The sequence below is a fragment of the Mycobacterium venezuelense genome (genome assembly GCF_054919535.1).
Genome location: NZ_JBONDW010000013.1, coordinates 178,288 through 195,844, shown reverse-complemented (window position 1 = coordinate 195,844; position 17,557 = coordinate 178,288). Strand labels below are relative to the sequence as shown.

The 17,557-nt window shown below is 67.6% G+C and carries 24 protein-coding genes, 1 pseudogene and 1 riboswitch; of the genes and pseudogenes, 14 read left to right on the top strand and 11 right to left on the bottom strand.

Going from position 1 to position 17,557, the window contains the following annotated elements; translation table 11 throughout:
- The 4 genes and pseudogenes from ACRCUN_RS21805 to ACRCUN_RS21790 all read left to right on the top strand — a co-directional run.
- Positions 1-277 (top strand): annotated as a pseudogene (locus ACRCUN_RS21805) (hypothetical protein); the annotation flags it as partial.
- Between the two features lie 139 nt (positions 278-416).
- Entirely contained in the window at positions 417-821 is a 405-nt protein-coding gene (locus ACRCUN_RS21800) for a hypothetical protein (RefSeq protein WP_462143715.1), read from the top strand.
- On the top strand, positions 703-1,065 hold the full coding sequence (locus tag ACRCUN_RS21795; RefSeq protein ID WP_462143699.1) for a hypothetical protein: 363 nt from the start codon (positions 703-705) through the stop codon (positions 1,063-1,065). Before ACRCUN_RS21800 ends, ACRCUN_RS21795 begins: the two co-directional genes overlap by 119 nt.
- A gap of 13 nt (positions 1,066-1,078) precedes the next feature.
- On the top strand, positions 1,079-1,291 hold the full coding sequence (locus ACRCUN_RS21790) for a hypothetical protein (protein WP_462143698.1): 213 nt from the start codon (positions 1,079-1,081) through the stop codon (positions 1,289-1,291).
- 15 nt (positions 1,292-1,306) lie between these two features.
- Here the strand turns inward: ACRCUN_RS21790 and ACRCUN_RS21785 are convergent, their stop codons facing one another.
- Complete coding sequence (locus ACRCUN_RS21785; RefSeq protein WP_462143697.1) at positions 1,307-3,562, bottom strand: helicase-associated domain-containing protein; 2,256 nt, start codon at positions 3,560-3,562, stop codon at positions 1,307-1,309.
- A gap of 58 nt (positions 3,563-3,620) precedes the next feature.
- On the opposite strand from ACRCUN_RS21785, the gene ACRCUN_RS21780 reads away from it, so the two are divergent.
- Genes ACRCUN_RS21780 through ACRCUN_RS21765 form a run of 4 tightly spaced genes read left to right on the top strand, consistent with a single transcriptional unit; the run spans position 3,621 to position 5,195 of the window.
- Positions 3,621-3,818 carry a hypothetical protein gene (locus ACRCUN_RS21780; RefSeq protein WP_462143714.1) on the top strand — a complete coding sequence of 66 codons (198 nt, stop codon included), beginning with the start codon at positions 3,621-3,623 and terminating at the stop codon, positions 3,816-3,818.
- A 2-nt stretch (positions 3,819-3,820) separates the two neighbouring features.
- Positions 3,821-4,294 (top strand): cyclic pyranopterin monophosphate synthase MoaC, encoded by a 474-nt coding sequence (moaC, locus tag ACRCUN_RS21775; RefSeq protein WP_462143696.1) that lies wholly within the window; start codon positions 3,821-3,823, stop codon positions 4,292-4,294.
- Positions 4,291-4,770 (top strand): MogA/MoaB family molybdenum cofactor biosynthesis protein, encoded by a 480-nt coding sequence (locus tag ACRCUN_RS21770; RefSeq protein ID WP_462143695.1) that lies wholly within the window; start codon positions 4,291-4,293, stop codon positions 4,768-4,770. The genes moaC and ACRCUN_RS21770 overlap by 4 nt, the downstream gene beginning before the upstream one ends.
- Entirely contained in the window at positions 4,767-5,195 is a 429-nt protein-coding gene (locus ACRCUN_RS21765; RefSeq protein WP_462143694.1) for a molybdenum cofactor biosynthesis protein MoaE, read from the top strand. The genes ACRCUN_RS21770 and ACRCUN_RS21765 overlap by 4 nt, the downstream gene beginning before the upstream one ends.
- Before the next feature lie 6 nt (positions 5,196-5,201).
- Here the strand turns inward: ACRCUN_RS21765 and ACRCUN_RS21760 are convergent, their stop codons facing one another.
- From ACRCUN_RS21760 to ACRCUN_RS21745, 4 genes are all read right to left on the bottom strand, one after another.
- Complete coding sequence (locus ACRCUN_RS21760; protein ID WP_462143693.1) at positions 5,202-6,662, bottom strand: transglycosylase family protein; 1,461 nt, start codon at positions 6,660-6,662, stop codon at positions 5,202-5,204.
- Between the two features lie 8 nt (positions 6,663-6,670).
- Positions 6,671-6,882: riboswitch (cyclic di-AMP (ydaO/yuaA leader) on the bottom strand.
- A gap of 216 nt (positions 6,883-7,098) precedes the next feature.
- Positions 7,099-7,365, bottom strand: a complete 267-nt coding sequence (locus ACRCUN_RS21755) for a MoaD/ThiS family protein (RefSeq protein ID WP_462143692.1) — start codon at positions 7,363-7,365, stop codon at positions 7,099-7,101.
- Positions 7,366-8,430: a GTP 3',8-cyclase MoaA gene (gene moaA, locus ACRCUN_RS21750; RefSeq protein ID WP_462143691.1), complete on the bottom strand. Its 1,065-nt coding sequence runs from the start codon at positions 8,428-8,430 to the stop codon at positions 7,366-7,368. It abuts the gene before it with no gap.
- On the bottom strand, positions 8,427-8,828 hold the full coding sequence (locus ACRCUN_RS21745) for a YccF domain-containing protein (protein WP_462143690.1): 402 nt from the start codon (positions 8,826-8,828) through the stop codon (positions 8,427-8,429). The genes moaA and ACRCUN_RS21745 overlap by 4 nt, the downstream gene beginning before the upstream one ends.
- A gap of 187 nt (positions 8,829-9,015) precedes the next feature.
- On the opposite strand from ACRCUN_RS21745, the gene ACRCUN_RS21740 reads away from it, so the two are divergent.
- Together ACRCUN_RS21740 and ACRCUN_RS21735 are read left to right on the top strand one after the other, a co-directional pair.
- Positions 9,016-9,426, top strand: a complete 411-nt coding sequence (locus ACRCUN_RS21740) for a cold-shock protein (protein ID WP_067846256.1) — start codon at positions 9,016-9,018, stop codon at positions 9,424-9,426.
- 26 nt (positions 9,427-9,452) lie between these two features.
- The gene (locus ACRCUN_RS21735; protein ID WP_462143689.1) at positions 9,453-10,466 is read left to right on the top strand and encodes a glutathione S-transferase family protein; all 1,014 of its coding nucleotides are present in this window, start codon (positions 9,453-9,455) and stop codon (positions 10,464-10,466) included.
- Here ACRCUN_RS21735 and ACRCUN_RS21730 read toward each other — a convergent pair.
- Positions 10,463-10,951, bottom strand: a complete 489-nt coding sequence (locus ACRCUN_RS21730; RefSeq protein WP_462143688.1) for a DUF2771 domain-containing protein — start codon at positions 10,949-10,951, stop codon at positions 10,463-10,465. The two genes, ACRCUN_RS21735 and ACRCUN_RS21730, sit on opposite strands and share 4 nt — an antisense overlap.
- On the bottom strand, positions 10,948-12,543 hold the full coding sequence (locus tag ACRCUN_RS21725; RefSeq protein WP_462143713.1) for an MFS transporter: 1,596 nt from the start codon (positions 12,541-12,543) through the stop codon (positions 10,948-10,950). Before ACRCUN_RS21725 ends, ACRCUN_RS21730 begins: the two co-directional genes overlap by 4 nt.
- A gap of 141 nt (positions 12,544-12,684) precedes the next feature.
- Here ACRCUN_RS21725 and ACRCUN_RS21720 point away from each other — a divergent pair, with 141 nt between their 5' ends.
- Positions 12,685-13,488, top strand: coding sequence for a DUF3027 domain-containing protein (locus tag ACRCUN_RS21720; protein WP_462143687.1), 804 nt, complete (start codon positions 12,685-12,687; stop codon positions 13,486-13,488).
- A 7-nt stretch (positions 13,489-13,495) separates the two neighbouring features.
- Here the strand turns inward: ACRCUN_RS21720 and ACRCUN_RS21715 are convergent, their stop codons facing one another.
- Together ACRCUN_RS21715 and ACRCUN_RS21710 are read right to left on the bottom strand one after the other, a co-directional pair.
- Positions 13,496-13,948, bottom strand: coding sequence for an SRPBCC family protein (locus ACRCUN_RS21715; RefSeq protein ID WP_462143686.1), 453 nt, complete (start codon positions 13,946-13,948; stop codon positions 13,496-13,498).
- Between the two features lie 9 nt (positions 13,949-13,957).
- The gene (locus ACRCUN_RS21710) at positions 13,958-14,227 is read right to left on the bottom strand and encodes a DUF2530 domain-containing protein (protein WP_462143685.1); all 270 of its coding nucleotides are present in this window, start codon (positions 14,225-14,227) and stop codon (positions 13,958-13,960) included.
- Between the two features lie 84 nt (positions 14,228-14,311).
- On the opposite strand from ACRCUN_RS21710, the gene ACRCUN_RS21705 reads away from it, so the two are divergent.
- Genes ACRCUN_RS21705 through ACRCUN_RS21695 form a run of 3 tightly spaced genes read left to right on the top strand, consistent with a single transcriptional unit; the run spans position 14,312 to position 15,854 of the window.
- Positions 14,312-14,743 carry an Rv0880 family HTH-type transcriptional regulator gene (locus tag ACRCUN_RS21705; RefSeq protein ID WP_462143684.1) on the top strand — a complete coding sequence of 144 codons (432 nt, stop codon included), beginning with the start codon at positions 14,312-14,314 and terminating at the stop codon, positions 14,741-14,743.
- Positions 14,740-15,561, top strand: a complete 822-nt coding sequence (locus ACRCUN_RS21700; RefSeq protein ID WP_462143683.1) for a TrmH family RNA methyltransferase — start codon at positions 14,740-14,742, stop codon at positions 15,559-15,561. The genes ACRCUN_RS21705 and ACRCUN_RS21700 overlap by 4 nt, the downstream gene beginning before the upstream one ends.
- Before the next feature lie 20 nt (positions 15,562-15,581).
- On the top strand, positions 15,582-15,854 hold the full coding sequence (locus tag ACRCUN_RS21695) for a DUF2537 domain-containing protein (RefSeq protein WP_462143682.1): 273 nt from the start codon (positions 15,582-15,584) through the stop codon (positions 15,852-15,854).
- A gap of 1 nt (position 15,855) precedes the next feature.
- Here the strand turns inward: ACRCUN_RS21695 and ACRCUN_RS21690 are convergent, their stop codons facing one another.
- On the bottom strand, positions 15,856-16,662 hold the full coding sequence (locus tag ACRCUN_RS21690) for a TIGR03620 family F420-dependent LLM class oxidoreductase (protein WP_462143681.1): 807 nt from the start codon (positions 16,660-16,662) through the stop codon (positions 15,856-15,858).
- 41 nt (positions 16,663-16,703) lie between these two features.
- Entirely contained in the window at positions 16,704-17,498 is a 795-nt protein-coding gene (gene sepH, locus ACRCUN_RS21685) for a septation protein SepH (RefSeq protein WP_462143680.1), read from the bottom strand.
- Positions 17,499-17,557 lie beyond the last annotated feature (59 nt).

Sequence of the window (17,557 nt, the reverse complement as noted above, 5' to 3'; positions counted from 1 at the left end):
GCCCGCCGAAACCCGCGATGCCACCGGCACATTGATGCCCAGCTCGTATGTGGTCAAACAACTCGCCCCCCAGCTGTATGTGCTGGCCGAGGTCATCGACCCCCAACCGCACACCACCTGGCCGGTCTATGTCGACCCACCCCTGCACCTGACCGGGCCCGGCCCGGTGCCGTTGGGCTTCTTCGATGCCGCCACCAACGCGGTCAGCTCGGTCGCCGACATCAAGGGGTCACAAGGCCGGGGTCTCAAGGCGTCACTCGTCAAAATCAGAACCTGAATCCGACGAAATCGAAGTCAAACAAAAAGCCAGACCGCAAGAAGTTGAAGAAGGAACGTAAGCAGAAGCATCAGGACAAAAAGAAGCAGAAGAAAAAGAAGAGCAAGAAGAATCACAAGAAGCCAAAGGGATAATACCCATGTCTCAAGCGAAAAACACGTTGGTGCTCGAAGCGAAGGTGTTTCCCGATTATCATCGTGTCTATATCGAGGACTTCGAAACTTCGGATGGCGCAGACTCCAGTGACTCGGCCTGCTCCTGCACTGGTCACTCAATACTGGTAAGAACGATAACCGCGGATGAGGCTATAGATAGCGATATTGACGTGTCGGTCAATATCTATAAGGGAATTGACGACAGATCGCTCGGTGAGTGTATATACGCTGGAACGTTGACACTAGATAGCGGCTATCTGGCGATCGGAAATGCGGGCGACACGATCGCTAGGGCGCCTTTCGAAGTCGGCGAGACGATCTCCCTACGAGTGTTTGTTGATAAACCCTCGGACGCCCGCCAGATCAACGTTCTCATTCCACCGGAATAGTCCCCTAGCTCCCCGTTATCTTATGCAATCTGAGCGTTGGCGCAGTCGTTGTAGAAGCGCAGAAGAGCAAACGACGACCTGGGGCAAAACGCCGCTGTATTACGCTTCTGAACAACAGCAGGTCGAAATCATGTCCGCGCTGCTTGATGCGGGTGCTGATCCCAACATCCGCGAAAGTCCGCACCGTCCCAGTTTCGGTGCACTAGACAGGAACCGACAGTGCCACTATCGCCATCTTCGATGACGCCACGGTCGAAGTGCACCGGGATGCCCTTGTCGACGCGATACGCGCCGACACCCCGATCCCATTCGGATGCGCCAACCTCCCGGTGGGCGAAAACAACATCATCGCGGTAGATATTCCTGATGAGGCGACGCTTGAGCGGACGTATGCCTTTCTCGTGAGTAGGCAAGCGTCCGGCGACCTTGACCTCGAGGAGGCATGTCCACCGGATCGCGTCGCCGATTGACATCGACGATGAGCCTCAATCGTCGGCTGACACAACCGATGTCACGCGATGGATCGCGAATTCCCGTACCCGCCCGGCGGCCGGGTCGTAGGCGGTGAGTTGTCCGCCGCGGACGTTGATCGGAGCCACGACGCGTTGCGTGGCAACGCCTGCCGGGTCGACGTAGCCGATCACGACCGAGGACTGCGCGTTTGCGGCCTCCTGCAATTGCGTGATGGCCATCGCGGGGTCGAGGCGGACACTGGCAAATGGTCCGGCCGCGACCTTGCGCAACACCGCGACGATCGCCCCGAGAGTCTGTGCGGTCGGAGGCGTCGGCGGTCGGTACACCCGACGTCGCGTCGGTGCGGTGACGCGTGCGCCGCGGACCCTGATATCGACGACGGTGCCTGTCGAATCCTCAGCCGCGGGTGCGAATCCCGCGTCGCGCAGTACGGCGAGCACGTCGGCGATCGGGGCCTGCGACACCGCGACCGTCGGCGCCAGGAGTCGCAACTCGAGGCGTTCGGAACCAGGGGAGGCGACGGCCTGCGCGAGCAGCGCGGGATCCTCACACCGCACGAACGACGCCGCCATGCCCACCCGCAACTGGCCGTGCCGCCGAGCGACATCGTCGATGAGGTAGGTAAGACCCTGCGGCACCGGAGTTTTCGAGTGCTTCTCGAAGAAGCCGTGTAGCTCGCTCGCGGTCCGTCCGGAATCGAGGGCGCGTCGCACCGACGGTTCGCTGATGCGATAGACCATGGCAGCGCCTGCTGATTCGACGGTGGCCACCTCTGCCAACTGCTCGGCCAGGTCGCGCTCCAGTGGTCCGGGCACGATCACCGTGAGATCGGCTTGCAGCAGGAAATGATCGAGCGGCTTCGGCAGCGCCTTCGACATCGCCGCCAGCACATCCTCGTCGGTATCTCCTGCCAAGAGCCCGCGAGCGGGTGTGCTGATCGCGCCCCGGCCCGCCATGCCCAAGGCGTGGGCTTCGGTGAGCAGCGCGCTCACCGTCCCTGGCTGCAAGCGTGCGGCCCAGCGCGGCCGTCGCCAGATCATTGCCCGCGACGCTTCGGCGGCATCGACGCCAGAGCCCGGTGCGAGGTCGGTCAGCACCTGCAGTAGCAGCCTGCGGTCCAGCGGTGCCGCGGTCGAGTAGAGCGAATCCGACAGTGCGGCAAACGGTTTGCCGTCAGGTCCTCTGGTTGCGATCAACGCGGGCCTGGCGGGAAGATCCAGCCAGGTCGAGGCCAGCAGATGCCAGCGCACGGCCGTCGTCGATTCGACGAACCGGTCGGTGGCCACCGTCGGAGCCCAGTACGGGCCGGTGCCCTCGCCGGGATCGGGGTCCGGCATGCCCGCCGCGATCAGCCCGGCTGCGGCGGCGAGTTCAAGCAGAAGGCCGAGGCGGCCTTCGTCAATCCCGGTCGACTTGGCCAGCCGCTTGACGTCGCGCACTCCCAGCCCGCCGCTGCGCAGCTCGGGAACGGGTGTGGCGCCGAGACTTTCGAGCACCAACTCGATCTCGCGCAGTAGATCGATTACCGCGCCGGCGGCGACGGCGTCGACGTCGCCGGCCGTCGTCGTCGTGGTCTTCAGCTCCGGTTCGGTCAACGTGGTCGGGCCGGGAACCTCACCGCGCAACGCCTGCCCCACGACGCGGGGCAGGATCACGGTGTCGTTGTCGATCCGGCGCAGTAACCCGGCCGCCAACAGTCGCTGCACCGGACGATCGCTCGGAGCGTCGGGGGCCGCGTCGCGCGTGCGGCCCACCGGTGAACCCTCCAACAACCGGGCCAACAGGTCCCGTTGGGCGTCGTCGAGCCCGTCGAGCAACGCAGCGATGTCGTCGGCGCTGCGGTCAGATACCTCCAACACGGCCTGCCCGCTGTACCAGGGGAGTCCGGATGCGACCTCAGGCGCCACCCGCACGGACGAATCACCCCACACCAGGGCACGGTCCCGCAGATCGTCGATGGCCGCGAGCACGCCGGCCTCGTCGGCGCGCTCGCCAAGCAGTTCGGTCACCGCCGAGACCGACACCGCGGCGGTGTCGGCGTGTAAGACCAGCAGCGCGTCGAGCACCGCGAGCCGTAGGAAATCCAGTCCGTCGGTGGCGGCCTTGACCGACTGCCGCGACGTGGCCCTGGCAGCCAGCGCCGCGATGGTGCCTGGAGGTGGCTGGCTCAGGTCAGGCCGCAACTCCAGTAGACGGATGAGTCCATCGTCGGGGAGGTCGGCCAGCCACGCGCCCAGCGGAATTCCGGGAGTCGGTGCGGCGCTCATATCCTGACCAGCGTAAAGCAGCCCGCCGGTATCGCGACCGGCGATGGGGCCTGCCACAATATGGGGCGTGGCTGACAACAAGAAGAAACACTACGTCGACAACGGCTGGCCGGTGCTCTCCGACGGCGATGACCACGCTGTGAGTGAGCTCGCCACCGACCGCACGGGCGCGCTGTCGCCGTTCGGTGACATCACCTTCCCCCTGCCAGCTGAAGAGCTGCCATTCGTCCAGTCGGTCACGGTCGTCAACAGGTAACGGTGGGACTGTCGCATCTCGACGAGTCCGGCGCGGCCCACATGGTCGACGTCACGGCCAAGGACGTCACCAAACGCACCGCGGTGGCGCAGGGCACGCTGCTGACCCGGCCCGATGTGGTTTCGCTCATCGCGTCCGGTGGCTTGCCCAAAGGCGATGCCCTGGCGACCGCGCGGGTGGCGGGCATCCTCGCGGCCAAGCGGACTCCTGATCTGATACCGCTGTGCCATCAGCTGGCACTCACCGGTGTCGATGTGGATTTCGACGTGCGCGAATCCGCGGTCGCGATCACCGCCACCGTGCGCAGCACCGACCGCACCGGTGTCGAGATGGAAGCATTGACCGCCGTGAGCGTGGCCGCGTTGACGCTCTACGACATGATCAAGGCCGTCGACCCCGCCGCACGCATCGACGACATCCGCGTCGTGCGTAAAGAAGGCGGTAAAACGGGTTTGTGGGAAAGACCAACGCAGTGACACGTTCTGCCCGGGTTGTGATCGCATCCACCCGGGCGGCCGCCGGTGTGTACGACGACCGGACCGGGCCTCTCATCGTCGGCTGGTTGGCCAACCGCGGCTACGACGTCACCGAGCAGATGGTTGTGCCCGACGGCAGGGCGGTGGGCGAGGCATTGCGCTCGGCATTGGCCGAACACGTCGATCTCATCATCACCTCCGGCGGCACCGGCATTTCACCAACTGATGCGACGCCTCAGGCGACCATGGCCGTCCTGGACTACGAGGTTCCCGGGCTCGCCGACGCCATCCGGCGCGCCGGTGTACACAAGGTGCCGACTTCGGTGCTGTCCCGTGGCGTCTGCGGGGTTTCCGGGCGCACATTGATAGTGAACCTGCCGGGGTCGCCCGGCGGTGTGAAGGACGGGCTTGGCGTGCTCGATCACGTGCTCGAGCATGCGCTGGATCAGCTCGGTGGAAAGGACCACAGCCGGTGAGCGCAGCCATAATCCGGGTCGAACTGACCGATGCGCCGATCTCGTTGACTGAGTACGAGGAACTCGTCGCGCACGAGGCGGCAGGGGCCGTCGTCGGCTTCGCTGGGGTGGTCCGGGATCACGACGGCGGCCGTTCGGTGACCAGACTGGAGTACTCGGCGCATCCCACCGCCCAGCAGACCCTCGAAGAGGTCGCTGCCGAGGTGGCGGCCCAGGCCGCTGGCGTGCGGGCGATCGCCGTGAGCCATCGCATCGGGACCCTCAATATAGGAGACGCCGCCCTGGTGGCCGCTGTGGCAGCGGACCATCGCAGGGCGGCGTTCGAAACCTGTGCCCGTCTCGTCGACACCGTCAAGGAGCGACTACCGGTGTGGAAGCACCAGCACTTCGCTGACGGCACCGACGAATGGGTCGGCTCCGCGTGACCTGATTCAGGCCGGCGGCGGAACCGGCGCGGGCGCGGCGGGGGCGGGAGCTCCCACCGGTGCCGGGGCCGGAGCTGGGACCGGTGCGGCCGGATCTGCAGGCGGCGGCGCGCCGACCGGAAGGTTCGCGGCCTGCCCACCGGGAGGCGCCGAGGTCAGCGGACGCTGGGTCAACGCCAGCAGGGCGTCCTTGCCGCTGATGTCCTGGGTCTGGATCGCGTGCCAGATCTCCCGCAGGTACGTCATGTTCGGGCCCTGACCGGGGACCTGCGCCGGGCTGTCCGTCGTGCCGGGCGGCAGGTTCTCCGGGCTGGCCAGGTGCGGGACGCCCTCCGGCGGAAGCGGCGTGCCGTTGGTCACGACCTGGTTGGCCACATCGAAGGCCGGCTGCGGGATGTCCACACCGTTGAGCGGAGCCAATGGATCCGGGGCGGGTGCGGCGACCGGGGCCGGCGCGGGAGCGGGTGCAGGTGCCGGAGCGGGCGGGGCCGGGGGAGCCGGCAGCGCGGGCTCGAGCGGCAGCGGCGCGCCGGCGTGCAGTGCCCACGTCTGCGGCTGGTCGACCGGAGCGGGGGCCTGATCCCAGTTCTCCGGGGCCGGAGCCGCGACGACGTCGACGGGCGGAGCCGGGGGTGCAGGCGGAGCCAGCGGCGGGGGCACGTCGGCGGGCAGCGGTGCGTCGAGCGGGGCGGGTGCGACCTGCAGTGCGGCGTCGACGATCTGGGCCTCGGGAGCAGGCGGCGGCGGAGGCGGCACGTCGACCGGAGCGGGCGCAACGGGGGCCGGTGCCGGCGGCAGCGCTTCGGGGGCGGGCGCGGGTGCCGGGGGCAGGGCCTCGGGGGCCGGTGCCGGCGGCAGCGCTTCGGGGGCGGGCGCGGGTGCCGAGGGCAGGGCCTCAGGGGCTGGCGCAGGCGGCAGGGGCTCGGGCAGCGGGGCCGGCGGGGGAGCCTGCGGCATCGGGGCCGGGGCGGCCAGCATGTCGACCGGGGCCGGCGGGGGCGGCGGGGCGAACGGATCGGGCGGCGGCGGAAGTTGACCGTTCACCGCGGGAGCGTCGAGCGGAGCCGGAGCAGGCTCGGCGATCACGTTGCGCGGGGTGGCGCCGGAGAGGCCGCGGCCACAGGTGGGCCATGCGCCCTTGCCCTGGCTGGCCAGCACGCGCTCGGCGACTGCGATCTGCTCTTCCTTGGTGGCCATGTAGGCCGCGGGTGCGTACTCGCCACCACCGTGCGACGACCATGTGCTCGGCGAGAACTGCAGCCCGCCGTGATAGCCGTTTCCGGTGTTGATGGCCCAGTTGCCGCCGGACTCGCAGCGGGCTACCTGATCCCATTCGCCGTCGGTCGCAGCCATCGCCTGGCCCGCCATGGCGAGGCTGCCGCCACCGAGCACAGCGCCGGTGAAGGCGATTTTGGCGACGTTCTTGGCTGATGACGATGAAGTGGGCTTGCGGTGCCGTCCACTCATAAGCGTGAAGGTCCTCTCGTATGCGCCCACGAGGTCAGCTGTCGGGTTCGGGTAGGAGAGGTCACCCGGCCGTCGACGCCGAAACGACGACGGCTTCACCCCAAGGGGCCGCAAGCGGCTCCTGGTCCTTATAAATCGGTGGACCGGTTGGGTCCCCCGCCTCCATCCTTGTTGTTCGTCGTTACCCCGCCCGATGGATGGAGCTCGGCGCGATCGGAAGGGATGGGTCAGCCGATTAGGGTCAGTTGACTTGGGAATGAACGGTAACCGGTCGCCGCAGTCGCGTCATCTTTTGCCCGTTCGGGCGTTTTCGGTCCCGGCAAAACCTAAAAGAGCATTAAAGGTCCAGGTTGCTGACGCGTTCTCCCAGGTGGCAGACGCGCTCCACCGCCCTGTAGCCAGCTCGTGACCATTTCGTTATGTGATGCATATCACGTTATCCGCCGGCGAAGGGGGGTAACACATCGAGCGTGTGCGGCGTTAGCACCGCCCGCTCGGTGTCGCGCACCGCAACCCCGTCGCATAGGTATGAGCAGCGCTTTAACACGCGAGCGAGTTCCGCGTCGCGGTCTGCGAGCCGTTCGATGAGCGCCGCAATCGTCGTTCCCGTTGCGATATCTAACGTTTCGGTCTCAACTCCGGCAGCGGCCGCCGCAGCGGCGAAATATCGGATGGTGACCTGAACCGTTGTCGTGGCCGACATCTATCCGCCGATCGCGCTCATGGGCCGGTCCGGTTGCAGGAAATCCGGATCGTTGATGCCGTGCCCTGCCGGTTTGGCCCACATCGCGGCGCGCCACGCGGCCTCTATCTCGTCGTCACCCGCGTCGCCGCGCAACAGCGCCCGCAGATCCGTCTCCTCGCGGGAAAACAAACAACTGCGGATCTGACCGTCCGCGGTCAGCCGCGTGCGGTCACAGGCCGAACAGAAGGCATGCGACACCGACGCGATCACTCCGACGGTGCCCGTCACATGCCCCGCGCTGTCGACCACCTGCCACAGCTCAGCAGGCGCCGAACCGCGCGGCCTGGGGTCGGGTTGCAGATCGAAATGGCGCCGCAGCGTCTGCAGAATGCGGTCGGCGTCGATCACGTCGCTGCGTCGCCAACTATGGCCTGCGTCCAACGGCATCTGCTCGATGATGCGCAGTTGGTAACCGTGGGTCAGGCAGTAGCGCAGCAGTTCCACTGCGTCGTCGAGACCCGACTCCGGGTCCAGGACGGCGTTGACCTTTACCGGATCGAGTCCGGCGGCCTTGGCCGCGGCCAGCCCGGCCAGCACATCGGCCAGGCGGTCGCGGCGGGTGATGCGCGCGAAGTGCGCGGCGTCGACGCTGTCGAGCGACACGTTGATGCGGTCGAGCCCAGCCTCTTTGAGCCCGGCGGCGCGCCGGGCCAGCCCGAGGCCGTTGGTGGTGAGGGTGATCTCCGGGCGCGGCGTCAGAGCGGCCGCAGCTGCCACCACTTCTTCCAGGTGCCGCGTCACCAGGGGTTCGCCGCCGGTGAAGCGCACGCTCGTGACCCCGAGGCGGGTGACCCCGATACGCAGCAGCCGAGCCAGTTCCGCCGGGCTCAGCAGTGCCTCGCCGGGCAGCCAGTCGAGCCCTTCGGCGGGCATGCAGTACGTGCAGCGCAGGTTGCACCGATCGGTCAGCGAGACCCGCAGGTCGGTGGCGACGCGGCCGTAGGTGTCGATCAATGGACCGGCACTCGGGGCGTCGGTCGGTGTGCGCGCCACCGTGGGCAGGCCCAGCGCGGTCACCGTCATGCGGTCACCCGCTGCGGATTGAGCTGGTCCACCGGGACGATCTCCTTGCCCAGTGGCACGAGTGACACCGGGATCATCTTGAGGTTGGCCAGTGCCAACGGGATTCCGATGATCGTGATGGCCATGGCGACTGCACTCACGACGTGGCCGATGGCCAGCCAGATGCCGAAAAGAATGACCCAGATGATATTGCCGATGAGTGCACCCGGCCGGGTTCCCGGCTTGTCGACGATCGTGCGGCCGAACGGCCAAAGGGCATAGGACGCGATGCGCAGCGACGCGAACCCGAACGGGATCGTGATGATGAGGATGAAGCAGATGAGCGCGGCCAGCAGGTATCCCAGCGCCAACCACAGGCCGCCGAAGATCAACCAGATGATATTCAGTATCACTCGCATATGGGCGCATCTCTCCTCAAGCGGTGGTCCAAGCCTACCGAGTAATCAAGGTGAAGGCCGCGCCCAGGGCGCTGCGGACGCGAGGAGCAATTCGAGCCGAGTAGGATCTCCCACATCGCGTCCCGGCGCAGACGGGGCGCTTACTTTGTGTGTTCAGGTTGAATTAACAGACGAGCAGGTGAGACCAGTGCCGACCGGCCGGGTTAAGTGGTACGACGCCGAAAAGGGCTTCGGCTTTTTGTCGCAGGAAGAGGGCGAGGACGTCTACGTCCGGTCCTCGGCGTTGCCTGCTGGTGTCGAGGGCCTCAAGGCCGGCCAGCGGGTGGAGTTCGGTGTCGCCGCCGGCCGTCGCGGCCCGCAGGCATTGAGTCTCAAGCTCATTGATCCGCCGCCGAGCGTGAGCCGCAATCGGCGCGAAGCCGAGCGGCCCGAGCACAAGCACACGCCCGACGAACTCCACGGCATGGTCTCGGACATGATCACGCTGCTCGAGGACATCGTGCAGCCTGAGCTGCGCAAGGGTCGCTACCCCGACCGCAAGGTCGCCCGCCGGGTGTCCGAGGTGGTCAAGGCCGTCGCGCGCGAACTCGACGCCTGACCCACTCGGCGGCGCAAGATGTAGGTATGGCCCAAGGCTCCTACGTCGCCAGCACCGGCGAATTCAACCGCGACACCAACTACATCACCACCCGCATCACGTCCGACGGGCGTGACGGCTATCCGGTCGAGCCCGGCCGGTACCGGTTGATCGTGGCGCGGGCCTGTCCGTGGGCCAATCGCACGATCATCGTGCGCCGCTTGCTGGGCCTGGAAGATGTTCTGTCCATTGGCTTTTGCGGGCCGACGCACGACGAACGCAGCTGGACGTTCGATCTCGATCCGGACGGGCTCGACCCGGTGTTGCGCATACCGCGTCTGCAGGACGCGTATTTCAAGCGCGACCCGAACTACCCCAAGGGCATCACCGTGCCCGCGATCGTCGAGGTGGCCACGGGTGCGGTGGTCACCAACGACTTCGCCCAGATGACGCTCGACTTTTCGACCGAGTGGACCGCCTATCACCGTGAGGGCGCTCCGCAGTTGTATCCCGAGCCGCTGCGCGACGAGATCGACACCGTCGCCAAGCGCATCTACACCGAGGTCAACAACGGTGTGTACCGGTGCGGCTTCGCGGGGTCACAAGAGGCGTACGACGCCGCTTACGATCGGCTGTTCACGGCACTGGACTGGCTTTCGGAGCGGTTGGCCACCCAGCGATACCTGGTCGGCGACACCATCACCGAGGCCGACGTCCGGCTGTTCACCACGCTCGCCCGGTTCGATCCCGTCTACCACGGCCACTTCAAATGCAACCGGTCCAAGCTCGCCGAGATGGACGTGCTGTGGGCCTATGCGCGTGACCTCTTCCAGACGCCCGGTTTCGGCGACACGATCGACTTCGTGCAGATCAAACAGCACTACTACATCGTGCACGCCGACATCAATCCGACCCGGATCGTGCCGAAGGGCCCCGACCTGTCCGACTGGCTGACGCCGCATGGCCGGGAAGCGTTGGGCGGCAGGCCGTTCGGTGACGGCACCCCGCCGGGGCCGACGCGTGAGGGCGAGCGCGTGCCCGCCGAGCACTCGGCCGGCTAGGGCCAGACCGTGCTGATCGACCATTCGGCGTGGGGCAAGGGGAATTCCTCGCCCGCCTCGTCCTGAACCAGCGTCAGGAGCTGTACGGCCAGGCCGGTGAGGCGCCCGCGCTGCGGGTCGACGGTCGGGATCGTCACGGCCAGCGTCGTTTCGGGCCGGTACACCGAAACCGTGGTGTCGATGGGGTTCTCGTACACCCGCAGTAGGCGCCACGGCGCGCGCGCGATGGCCGACGGCACCGAGAGCTGAACCGGGTTGTCCTCGTTGACCCGCAGCTCGCCCGCGTCGCGCGGGTCCTGGCAATTGTTGAGGTCGAGCACCGGGCAGTACCGGAACGGGCCGACCCGGACGAGATGACCGTCCGAGTACGCGCTGATCTGCGGCAGCTGTTCGCCGTGTGAACTGCTCAGACGCCAAACCCCTACCGTGGTGCCGGCGACGGCCAGGACGACGACGGCCGCCAGGATCGCGATGGTCCGCTTCACCGGCTCTCCCACTCGGCTGCGGTGGGTGCACTGTCGCCCTCGCGTTCGGCCAGCACGGGGCGATTGCCGCCGAAGCCGGGGATCAACGATTCGCCGCGGTAGCTCACGATGGTCTGGGCCAGCCCGAGTATCAGCACGGCGGTGATCGTAGTGAACCCGACTGAGAGGTCCGTATAGATGAGCACCCCGGTGGCGCCGCCGGCCACCCACGCCAGCTGCAGGACCGACTCTGAGCGGCCGAATGCCGAGGCCCGCGACGCCTCGGGCAGATCGTCCTGCAGGGACGCGTCGAGCGAGGCCTTGGCGATCGCGCTCGCCGCCGACGTCACCAGGGTGGCGCCCGCTGCCACGAAGAGGTTGCCGGTCAGTGCGGCGGCCAGCGCGGCGGCCGTCACCGCGATCGCCGCGCGCACCACCATCTGCGCCGGGTGACCCAGCTTGAGCCGCGCCGCGGTGACGTTCCCGGCGAAGTTGCCGATGCCCGCGGCCGCGCCGATCAGGCCGAGAATCAGCAGCTGTTCCCAGCCGCTGGCGTCGTGCGACTTGGCCACGAACGCGGGGTAGAGGAACAGGAACCCGACCATCACCTTGATCGTGCAGTTGCCCCACAGCGCGGTGATCGTGTTGCGGCCCAACGGCTGACGCGGCGCCTTGGACTTGCCGGGGCGGCGCAGCTCGCCGGTGGCCCCGTGGTAGCTCAGTGTCGTGGGCACCTCACCCTCGGTGACCTCGACCCACTTCGGGATCCGCATCGACAGCACTGCACCCGCGACGGACACGGCGACGATCACGTACAGCGCACCGGGCAGGTGAACCAGATTGAACAGGTATTCGGCACCGGCCGCGATGCCGCCGCCCACGACGGTGCCGCCCAGAAGGCCGAAGGTCGTCAGCCGTGAGTTGACCCGGACCAGGTCGATCGACGGCGGCAGCACACGCGGCGTCACCGCGCTGCGCAGCACTGAAAACGATTTGGACAACACCATCATCCCGAGCGCGCACGGGTAGAGCACCCAGGATGGATAACTGCCGGTGGTGCCGTCGTAATTGGCGATCAGCACGACGATCAGCACCGTGCGCAGCGCGAACGACGCGGCGAGCGCGACGCGGCGGCCGTGCTGCAGCCGGTCGAGCGCAGGCCCGATCAGCGGTGCGATCACCGCGAACGGTGCGATCGTGATCAGCAGGTAGAGCGCGACTTTGCTCTTGGACTCGCCGCTGGCCGCGGCGAAGAACAACGTGTTCGCGAGGGCGACGGCCATCGCGGCGTCGACGGCGAAGTTGGCCACCACCGGCCAGGTCAGCGCGGTCAACCCCGACTTGTCGGCGCCGTCCGCGGTGGCCGCGCGGTGCACCAAACCGTACATTCGCGAACCCATTTCACGGCTGCGGGCAGCCGCTGCACGCGTGACGGTCACCTTCTCGCCTGCCGCGTATCCGGCTCCGCGCGGCGGGACCGAACGCTCATGCGACGTGTGCGCGGCGGTCGGCTGTTCGTCCAGCGGCGGCAGCCAGCGGTTCGAGCTCGCGCCCGACGGCCCAGGCTGTCTGCGCGCCTTACGGTGCGTCTCACCGCTCGGGTAATTGGCCATCCCGGGATGCTCCTCGCCACGATCGCCAGGCGGCCGCGGCGGGTAGTAAGTCACCCCACGATTCTCTCTTATCCGCCCCGCGCGCGACGCATAGGCGACCGGTGTGGCCCGCGGTCGGGCCGGTCAGGCACTATGGATGCGATGGAAAGTGTGACCGAATCAGCTGAGCAGGCCCGTGAAGCGGGTCTGAGTTCCGGCTTGGCGACCGGCGTGCAGCCCCAGCCGCGGTTGGAGTCGCTGCTTTTGCGCGCCGTCGAGCAGGCGCGCGCGGCGTTGACCGAGTTCAGCGGTGAGGACACGGTCGGCGAGTACCTCGGCGCGACATTCGAGGATCCGAGCTCGGCGACACACCGCTTCCTTGCCAATCTGCCCGGCTATCGCGGCTGGCAGTGGGCCGTCGTGGTCGCTGCCTACCCCGGTGCCGATCACGCGACCATCAGTGAGCTGGTCCTCGTTCCTGGCCCGACGGCGCTGCTCGCGCCCAAGTGGGTGCCCTGGAACGAACGGATCCGGCCCGGTGATCTGAGCCCCGGCGATCTGCTGGCCCCGCCGCCTGCCGATCCTCGGCTGGTGCCCGGGTATCTGGCGACGGGCGATCCACTCATCGACGACACCGCGGTCGAGCTCGGCTTCGGCCGCCGCCAGGTGCTCAGCGATTGGGGCCGTGCGGGCGCAGCCCAACGCTGGCACGACGGTGACTACGGGCCGGCCTCGGCGATGGCCCGGGCGACCCGCCGGGTCTGCCGCGACTGCGGTTTCTACCTGCCACTCGGCGGCGCACTCGGCCCCATGTTCGGCGTGTGCGCCAACGAGTTGGCCGCCGACGGCCACGTGGTCGACGCCGAATACGGCTGCGGCGCCCATTCGGACACTCCGCAGCCGCCCGGTACGGGCTCACCGATGTATGAGCCGTACGACGACGGCGTGCTCGACCTCGCCGACTGAGCGCCGATCAGCGCTCGGCGGCGGCCTTGATCCGGGCCAATGACGCGTTCATGCCCTCGACGAGTTCGTTCTCGAAGCTCGGTACGCCACCGAACAACGCGTTGACCAACGCGTTCGACACCGCCGTCGTTCCGTTCTCGGCATGGCGGCTTTCGGTGAGCTTGGTACCGGTTTCGGTCGGCTCGAGTTCGTAAGCCCACACCGTGTTGTTGGCGTCGACCCGAAACGCCAGTTTCTGCTCGGGGATGACCTCGGTGATCCGCGACGTGGTCGGCCAGAACATGTACTTGCGGCGGTTGAGGTTGAAGGTCCGCGCCCCCGGCCGCAGCGGCCCGAGGGTCTTCATCAGCCGGCACTGTGGGCTCCACTCCGGCATCCGGCGCAGATCCGACACCAGGGCCCAGACCCTGTCGACCGGTGCGTTGATGTCGATCTGTGCTTGCAACAGCGGCGCCGCCATACCGTCTCCTCAGGTCAATCCGCTTTGGGCGCCGCGTGATCCGCGCCGCACCGCCCGACGTTGCCACAGGAAGATCGATGTGCCAAGTGCCCCGATCCCCAGACCGGCCACGGCGTACGGCCGCCAGCTGTGCAGATCGGACACCGTGAAGGCCAGCACGGTCACGATCAGCCAACCGGTCGCGATCACGAGCACCACCGGCCACGGCTCCAGCAGTGCCGCAGGCAACGGCGGCGGCTTGGGCGCCGAGTCTGCTGAGCCGTTCGCGTCACCGGTCATCGCCACCAACCTAGCCGACCGGCAGAACGTACAATGGTCCTGGTTTTAGCCCTTTAGTTGCCGATGCTCAGTATTATTTGCTTTGTGAAAGATCCGGAGGCTCGGCTCGCGAGCGATCTCGCACTGGCCGTTGTCCGATTCGCCCGTCAGCTACGGGTACGGCGTTCCGAATCTCCGGTGTCGCTGACCCAGCTTTCCGCATTGTCGACGCTGGCCAAAGAGGGAGCGATGACGCCAGGCGCATTGGCTCTGCGTGAGCGGGTCCGGCCGCCGTCGATGACCCGCGTGTTGACCTCGCTCGCCGAGCAGGGTCTGGTGGCTCGCGCCGCGCATCCGGTGGACGGACGCCAAATCGTGGTGTCCGCCTCGCCGGCGGGCGTCAACCTGGTGGAGGCCGAGCGTCGCGCCAGCCAGGAGTGGCTGTTGAAGCAGCTGGCCCGGCTCGAGCCAGAAGATCGCCAGACGTTGCTTGCCGCAGCGGATCTGATGTCGGCCATGGTCGACGAAAGCGCGTGAGCGCACTGCACGTCATCGACATCGAGGATCCGGCGGATCCGCGCATCGACGATTTCCGCGATCTCAACAGCGTGGACCGCAGGCCGGATCTGCCGACCGGCAAGGGCCTCGTCATCGCCGAAGGTGTGCTCGTCGTGCAGCGCATGCTGGCGTCGCGCTTCGTTCCGCGTGCGCTGCTGGGTACCGATCGGCGGCTCGGTGAACTGGCCGCCGACCTCGACGGGGTCGACGTGCCGTTCTACCGGGCCAGCGCGGAGGTGATGGCCACCGCGGTCGGATTTCATCTCAATCGCGGGGTGCTGGCCTCGGCATCTCGCGCGCCGGAGCTGACGGTCGACGAGGTGGTGTCGAACGCACGTACCGTCGCGGTGCTCGAAGGCGTCAACGACCACGAGAATCTGGGTTCGATCTTCCGCAACGCCGCCGGGCTGGCCGTCGATGCGGTCGTGTTCGGCGCGGGCTGTGCCGATCCGCTCTATCGCCGCGCCGTTCGGGTGTCGATGGGCCATGCCCTGTTGGTGCCCTTCGCTCGGGCCTCTTCGTGGCCAGATGACCTGGAGTTGTTACGTGCCAAAGGTTTTCGTCTGCTGGCCATGACGCCGGACGCGGCGGCGGCAACGCTGTCGGACGCGATGGTGCAACTCGGCGACGATCGCGTGGCCATCCTTGTCGGAGCCGAAGGGCCCGGCTTGACCGAGCGCACCATGCGGGCCAGCGACATTCGTGTGCGGATTCCCATGTCGCGCGGCACCGATTCCCTCAACGTCGCGACGGCCGCCGCTCTCGCGTTCTACGAGCGGTCGAGGCTTGCGCACTGAATTGACGCTAAATTGACATCGTGACCGACGAATCCACGCCGTGGGGGACAGGCCTGACGGTGGCCGGATTCGTGGCGGCCGTGCTCGCCGCAGCCATCGTGGTGCTCGGCGTGGGCCTGATTCGCGTGCACCCGCTGCTGGCCGTCGGGTTGAACATGGTGGCCGTCGGCGGTCTCGCGCCGACGGTGTGGGGGTGGCGGACACGGCCCGTGTGGCGCTGGTTCGTGCTCGGCGCCGCAGTCGGCGTGGTCGTCGGGTGGGTAGCGCTCCTCGCCGTCGCGCTGAGCCAGTAACTCAGGCCGATCCGAACAGCGTGCGGGCCAGCCGAGCTCGCCAGGTGTCCATATCGTCGACGCCAAGGATGCGCAGCACCACCTGATCGGCTCCCGCCCGGTGATAGTCCGCGATGCGTTCGGCGATGCGCTCGGTGGTGCCCCAGGCCGCGATCCCGCCCAAAAGGCGGTCGCTGACGGTGTCGATGTCGGTCTCGCTGAATCCCTGCCGCAGGAGGTTGCGGCGGTAGCCGCCCTGACCGGCCAGGAACTCCAGCGGCCCGGCCGCGGCAGCCCGGGCGGCGTCGCGGTCGGTGACGGGGATGACCATCAGCAGGATCGCCAACAGGCGGTCGGGGCCAAGGGCTGCCCGGGCCGCCGCGACGTATGACGGTGTGACGAGGTAGGGATACGCCCCGGCGGCGCGGTCCCGCGCGAGCGTCAGCATGTTGGGGCCGAGCGCGGCCAGGATGCGCGACTCGATCCCGGCGGCGTCCAGTTCGTCCAGATAGGCGTTGAGGGCGGCCAGGGGCTTGGGACCGTGCGCGCCGCCGATGCCGACGACGAAGCGGCCGGGATGCTCGCGCTCCAGCTCGGAGTGGGTGGTTATGACGTCGGCCGCCGGCACGCGCATGACGGGGATGATGCCGGTCGCGACCGGTATCGACGTGGTCGCGCGCACGGCGGCGGCGAGCATAGGCAGGTTGCCCGAACGCCACAGCGTCGCGTAGCCGAGGTCCTCGGCACGGCGGGCTTCGTCGGCCACCACGGCCGCGTCATCGGTGAACGGATTGCTGCTGGCCAGCCCGATCGGGCCGAGAGAGATCATGCGAAGACGCTATGACCTCAAGAACACTTCAGGTCAAGACGTCAACGCTGCGTGCCCGAGGAACGCACGCCGAGCAGCACGTCCTCCCAGGCCGGAACCGCGGGCCTGGCCTTGCGGCTGCGCTTGGGTGCCGGGGCCGCTTCTGGCTCCAGCTCGGGCTCGGCGGCGACCGGCTGGGGTGCGGCCACCGGCGGCGCGGGAGTCTCGAAGTCCAGCTCGGGCACGGCTGCCACGGGACGCAACGGCCGACCGAAATCCGGGTTGATCAGCTGTTGTGCGGCGTCGTCCGACGCGGTGACGGTACCGCCGTGCGCGCCGGGTGTGAACCGGAAGTGGGCCTGGATGTCGGACCTGCCTGCCTTCCAGGTCACCTGCACGGTCCAGCGGCTGTCCTCGTTGCGCCAGGCGTCCCACGCGGTCGAGTCAGGATCCAGCCCGCGCGCCACGAGTGCCGTCGTCACCATCTCCAGCAGGGTCAGCACCGCGGGCCCGTCGGCGAGCACCGGATGGGCGGCGGTAGCCAGTTCGGCCGCACGTGCCCGTTCCAGCAACACCGGATGGGCGAACCGCTCGACTCGTTCGACCGGGACTCCTGCGGCGGCGGCCAACTGCTCGACCGATGCGCCGGCACGGATCTTTGCTTGAATCTCCTTGGGGCGCAGCACGCTTTGAACCTCTACATCGATTTGTGTCTGATTCGAGGCGACTTTGTCGCCGCGCACGGCGGCCCGCAAACGGTCGTCGACACGCAAACTGAACATCTCCGTGGAGTTGTCGGCTTCACAGATGATGCGTTTGCCGTCGACATCCAGCCCGACGACCCTGAGTTCTCGCATACCGACCTCCTGCGCGAACCCTACTGCGTTATCGGCTCGTTACCGCGCTGACACGCGGG

Bases quoted from the DNA above. Each gene is read 5' to 3' on its own strand.
- ACRCUN_RS21800 (WP_462143715.1), top strand. From the start codon at position 417: ATGTCTCAAGCGAAAAACACGTTGGTGCTCGAAGCGAAGGTGTTTCCC.
- ACRCUN_RS21795 (WP_462143699.1), top strand. From the start codon at position 703: ATGCGGGCGACACGATCGCTAGGGCGCCTTTCGAAGTCGGCGAGACGA.
- ACRCUN_RS21785 (WP_462143697.1), bottom strand. From the start codon at position 3,562: ATGAGCGCCGCACCGACTCCCGGAATTCCGCTGGGCGCGTGGCTGGCC.
- ACRCUN_RS21760 (WP_462143693.1), bottom strand. From the start codon at position 6,662: ATGAGTGGACGGCACCGCAAGCCCACTTCATCGTCATCAGCCAAGAAC.
- ACRCUN_RS21755 (WP_462143692.1), bottom strand. From the start codon at position 7,365: ATGTCGGCCACGACAACGGTTCAGGTCACCATCCGATATTTCGCCGCT.
- moaA (WP_462143691.1), bottom strand. From the start codon at position 8,430: ATGACGGTGACCGCGCTGGGCCTGCCCACGGTGGCGCGCACACCGACC.
- ACRCUN_RS21745 (WP_462143690.1), bottom strand. From the start codon at position 8,828: ATGCGAGTGATACTGAATATCATCTGGTTGATCTTCGGCGGCCTGTGG.
- ACRCUN_RS21735 (WP_462143689.1), top strand. From the start codon at position 9,453: ATGGCCCAAGGCTCCTACGTCGCCAGCACCGGCGAATTCAACCGCGAC.
- ACRCUN_RS21725 (WP_462143713.1), bottom strand. From the start codon at position 12,543: ATGGCCAATTACCCGAGCGGTGAGACGCACCGTAAGGCGCGCAGACAG.
- ACRCUN_RS21720 (WP_462143687.1), top strand. From the start codon at position 12,685: ATGGAAAGTGTGACCGAATCAGCTGAGCAGGCCCGTGAAGCGGGTCTG.
- ACRCUN_RS21715 (WP_462143686.1), bottom strand. From the start codon at position 13,948: ATGGCGGCGCCGCTGTTGCAAGCACAGATCGACATCAACGCACCGGTC.
- ACRCUN_RS21710 (WP_462143685.1), bottom strand. From the start codon at position 14,227: ATGACCGGTGACGCGAACGGCTCAGCAGACTCGGCGCCCAAGCCGCCG.
- ACRCUN_RS21690 (WP_462143681.1), bottom strand. From the start codon at position 16,662: ATGATCTCTCTCGGCCCGATCGGGCTGGCCAGCAGCAATCCGTTCACC.
- sepH (WP_462143680.1), bottom strand. From the start codon at position 17,498: ATGCGAGAACTCAGGGTCGTCGGGCTGGATGTCGACGGCAAACGCATC.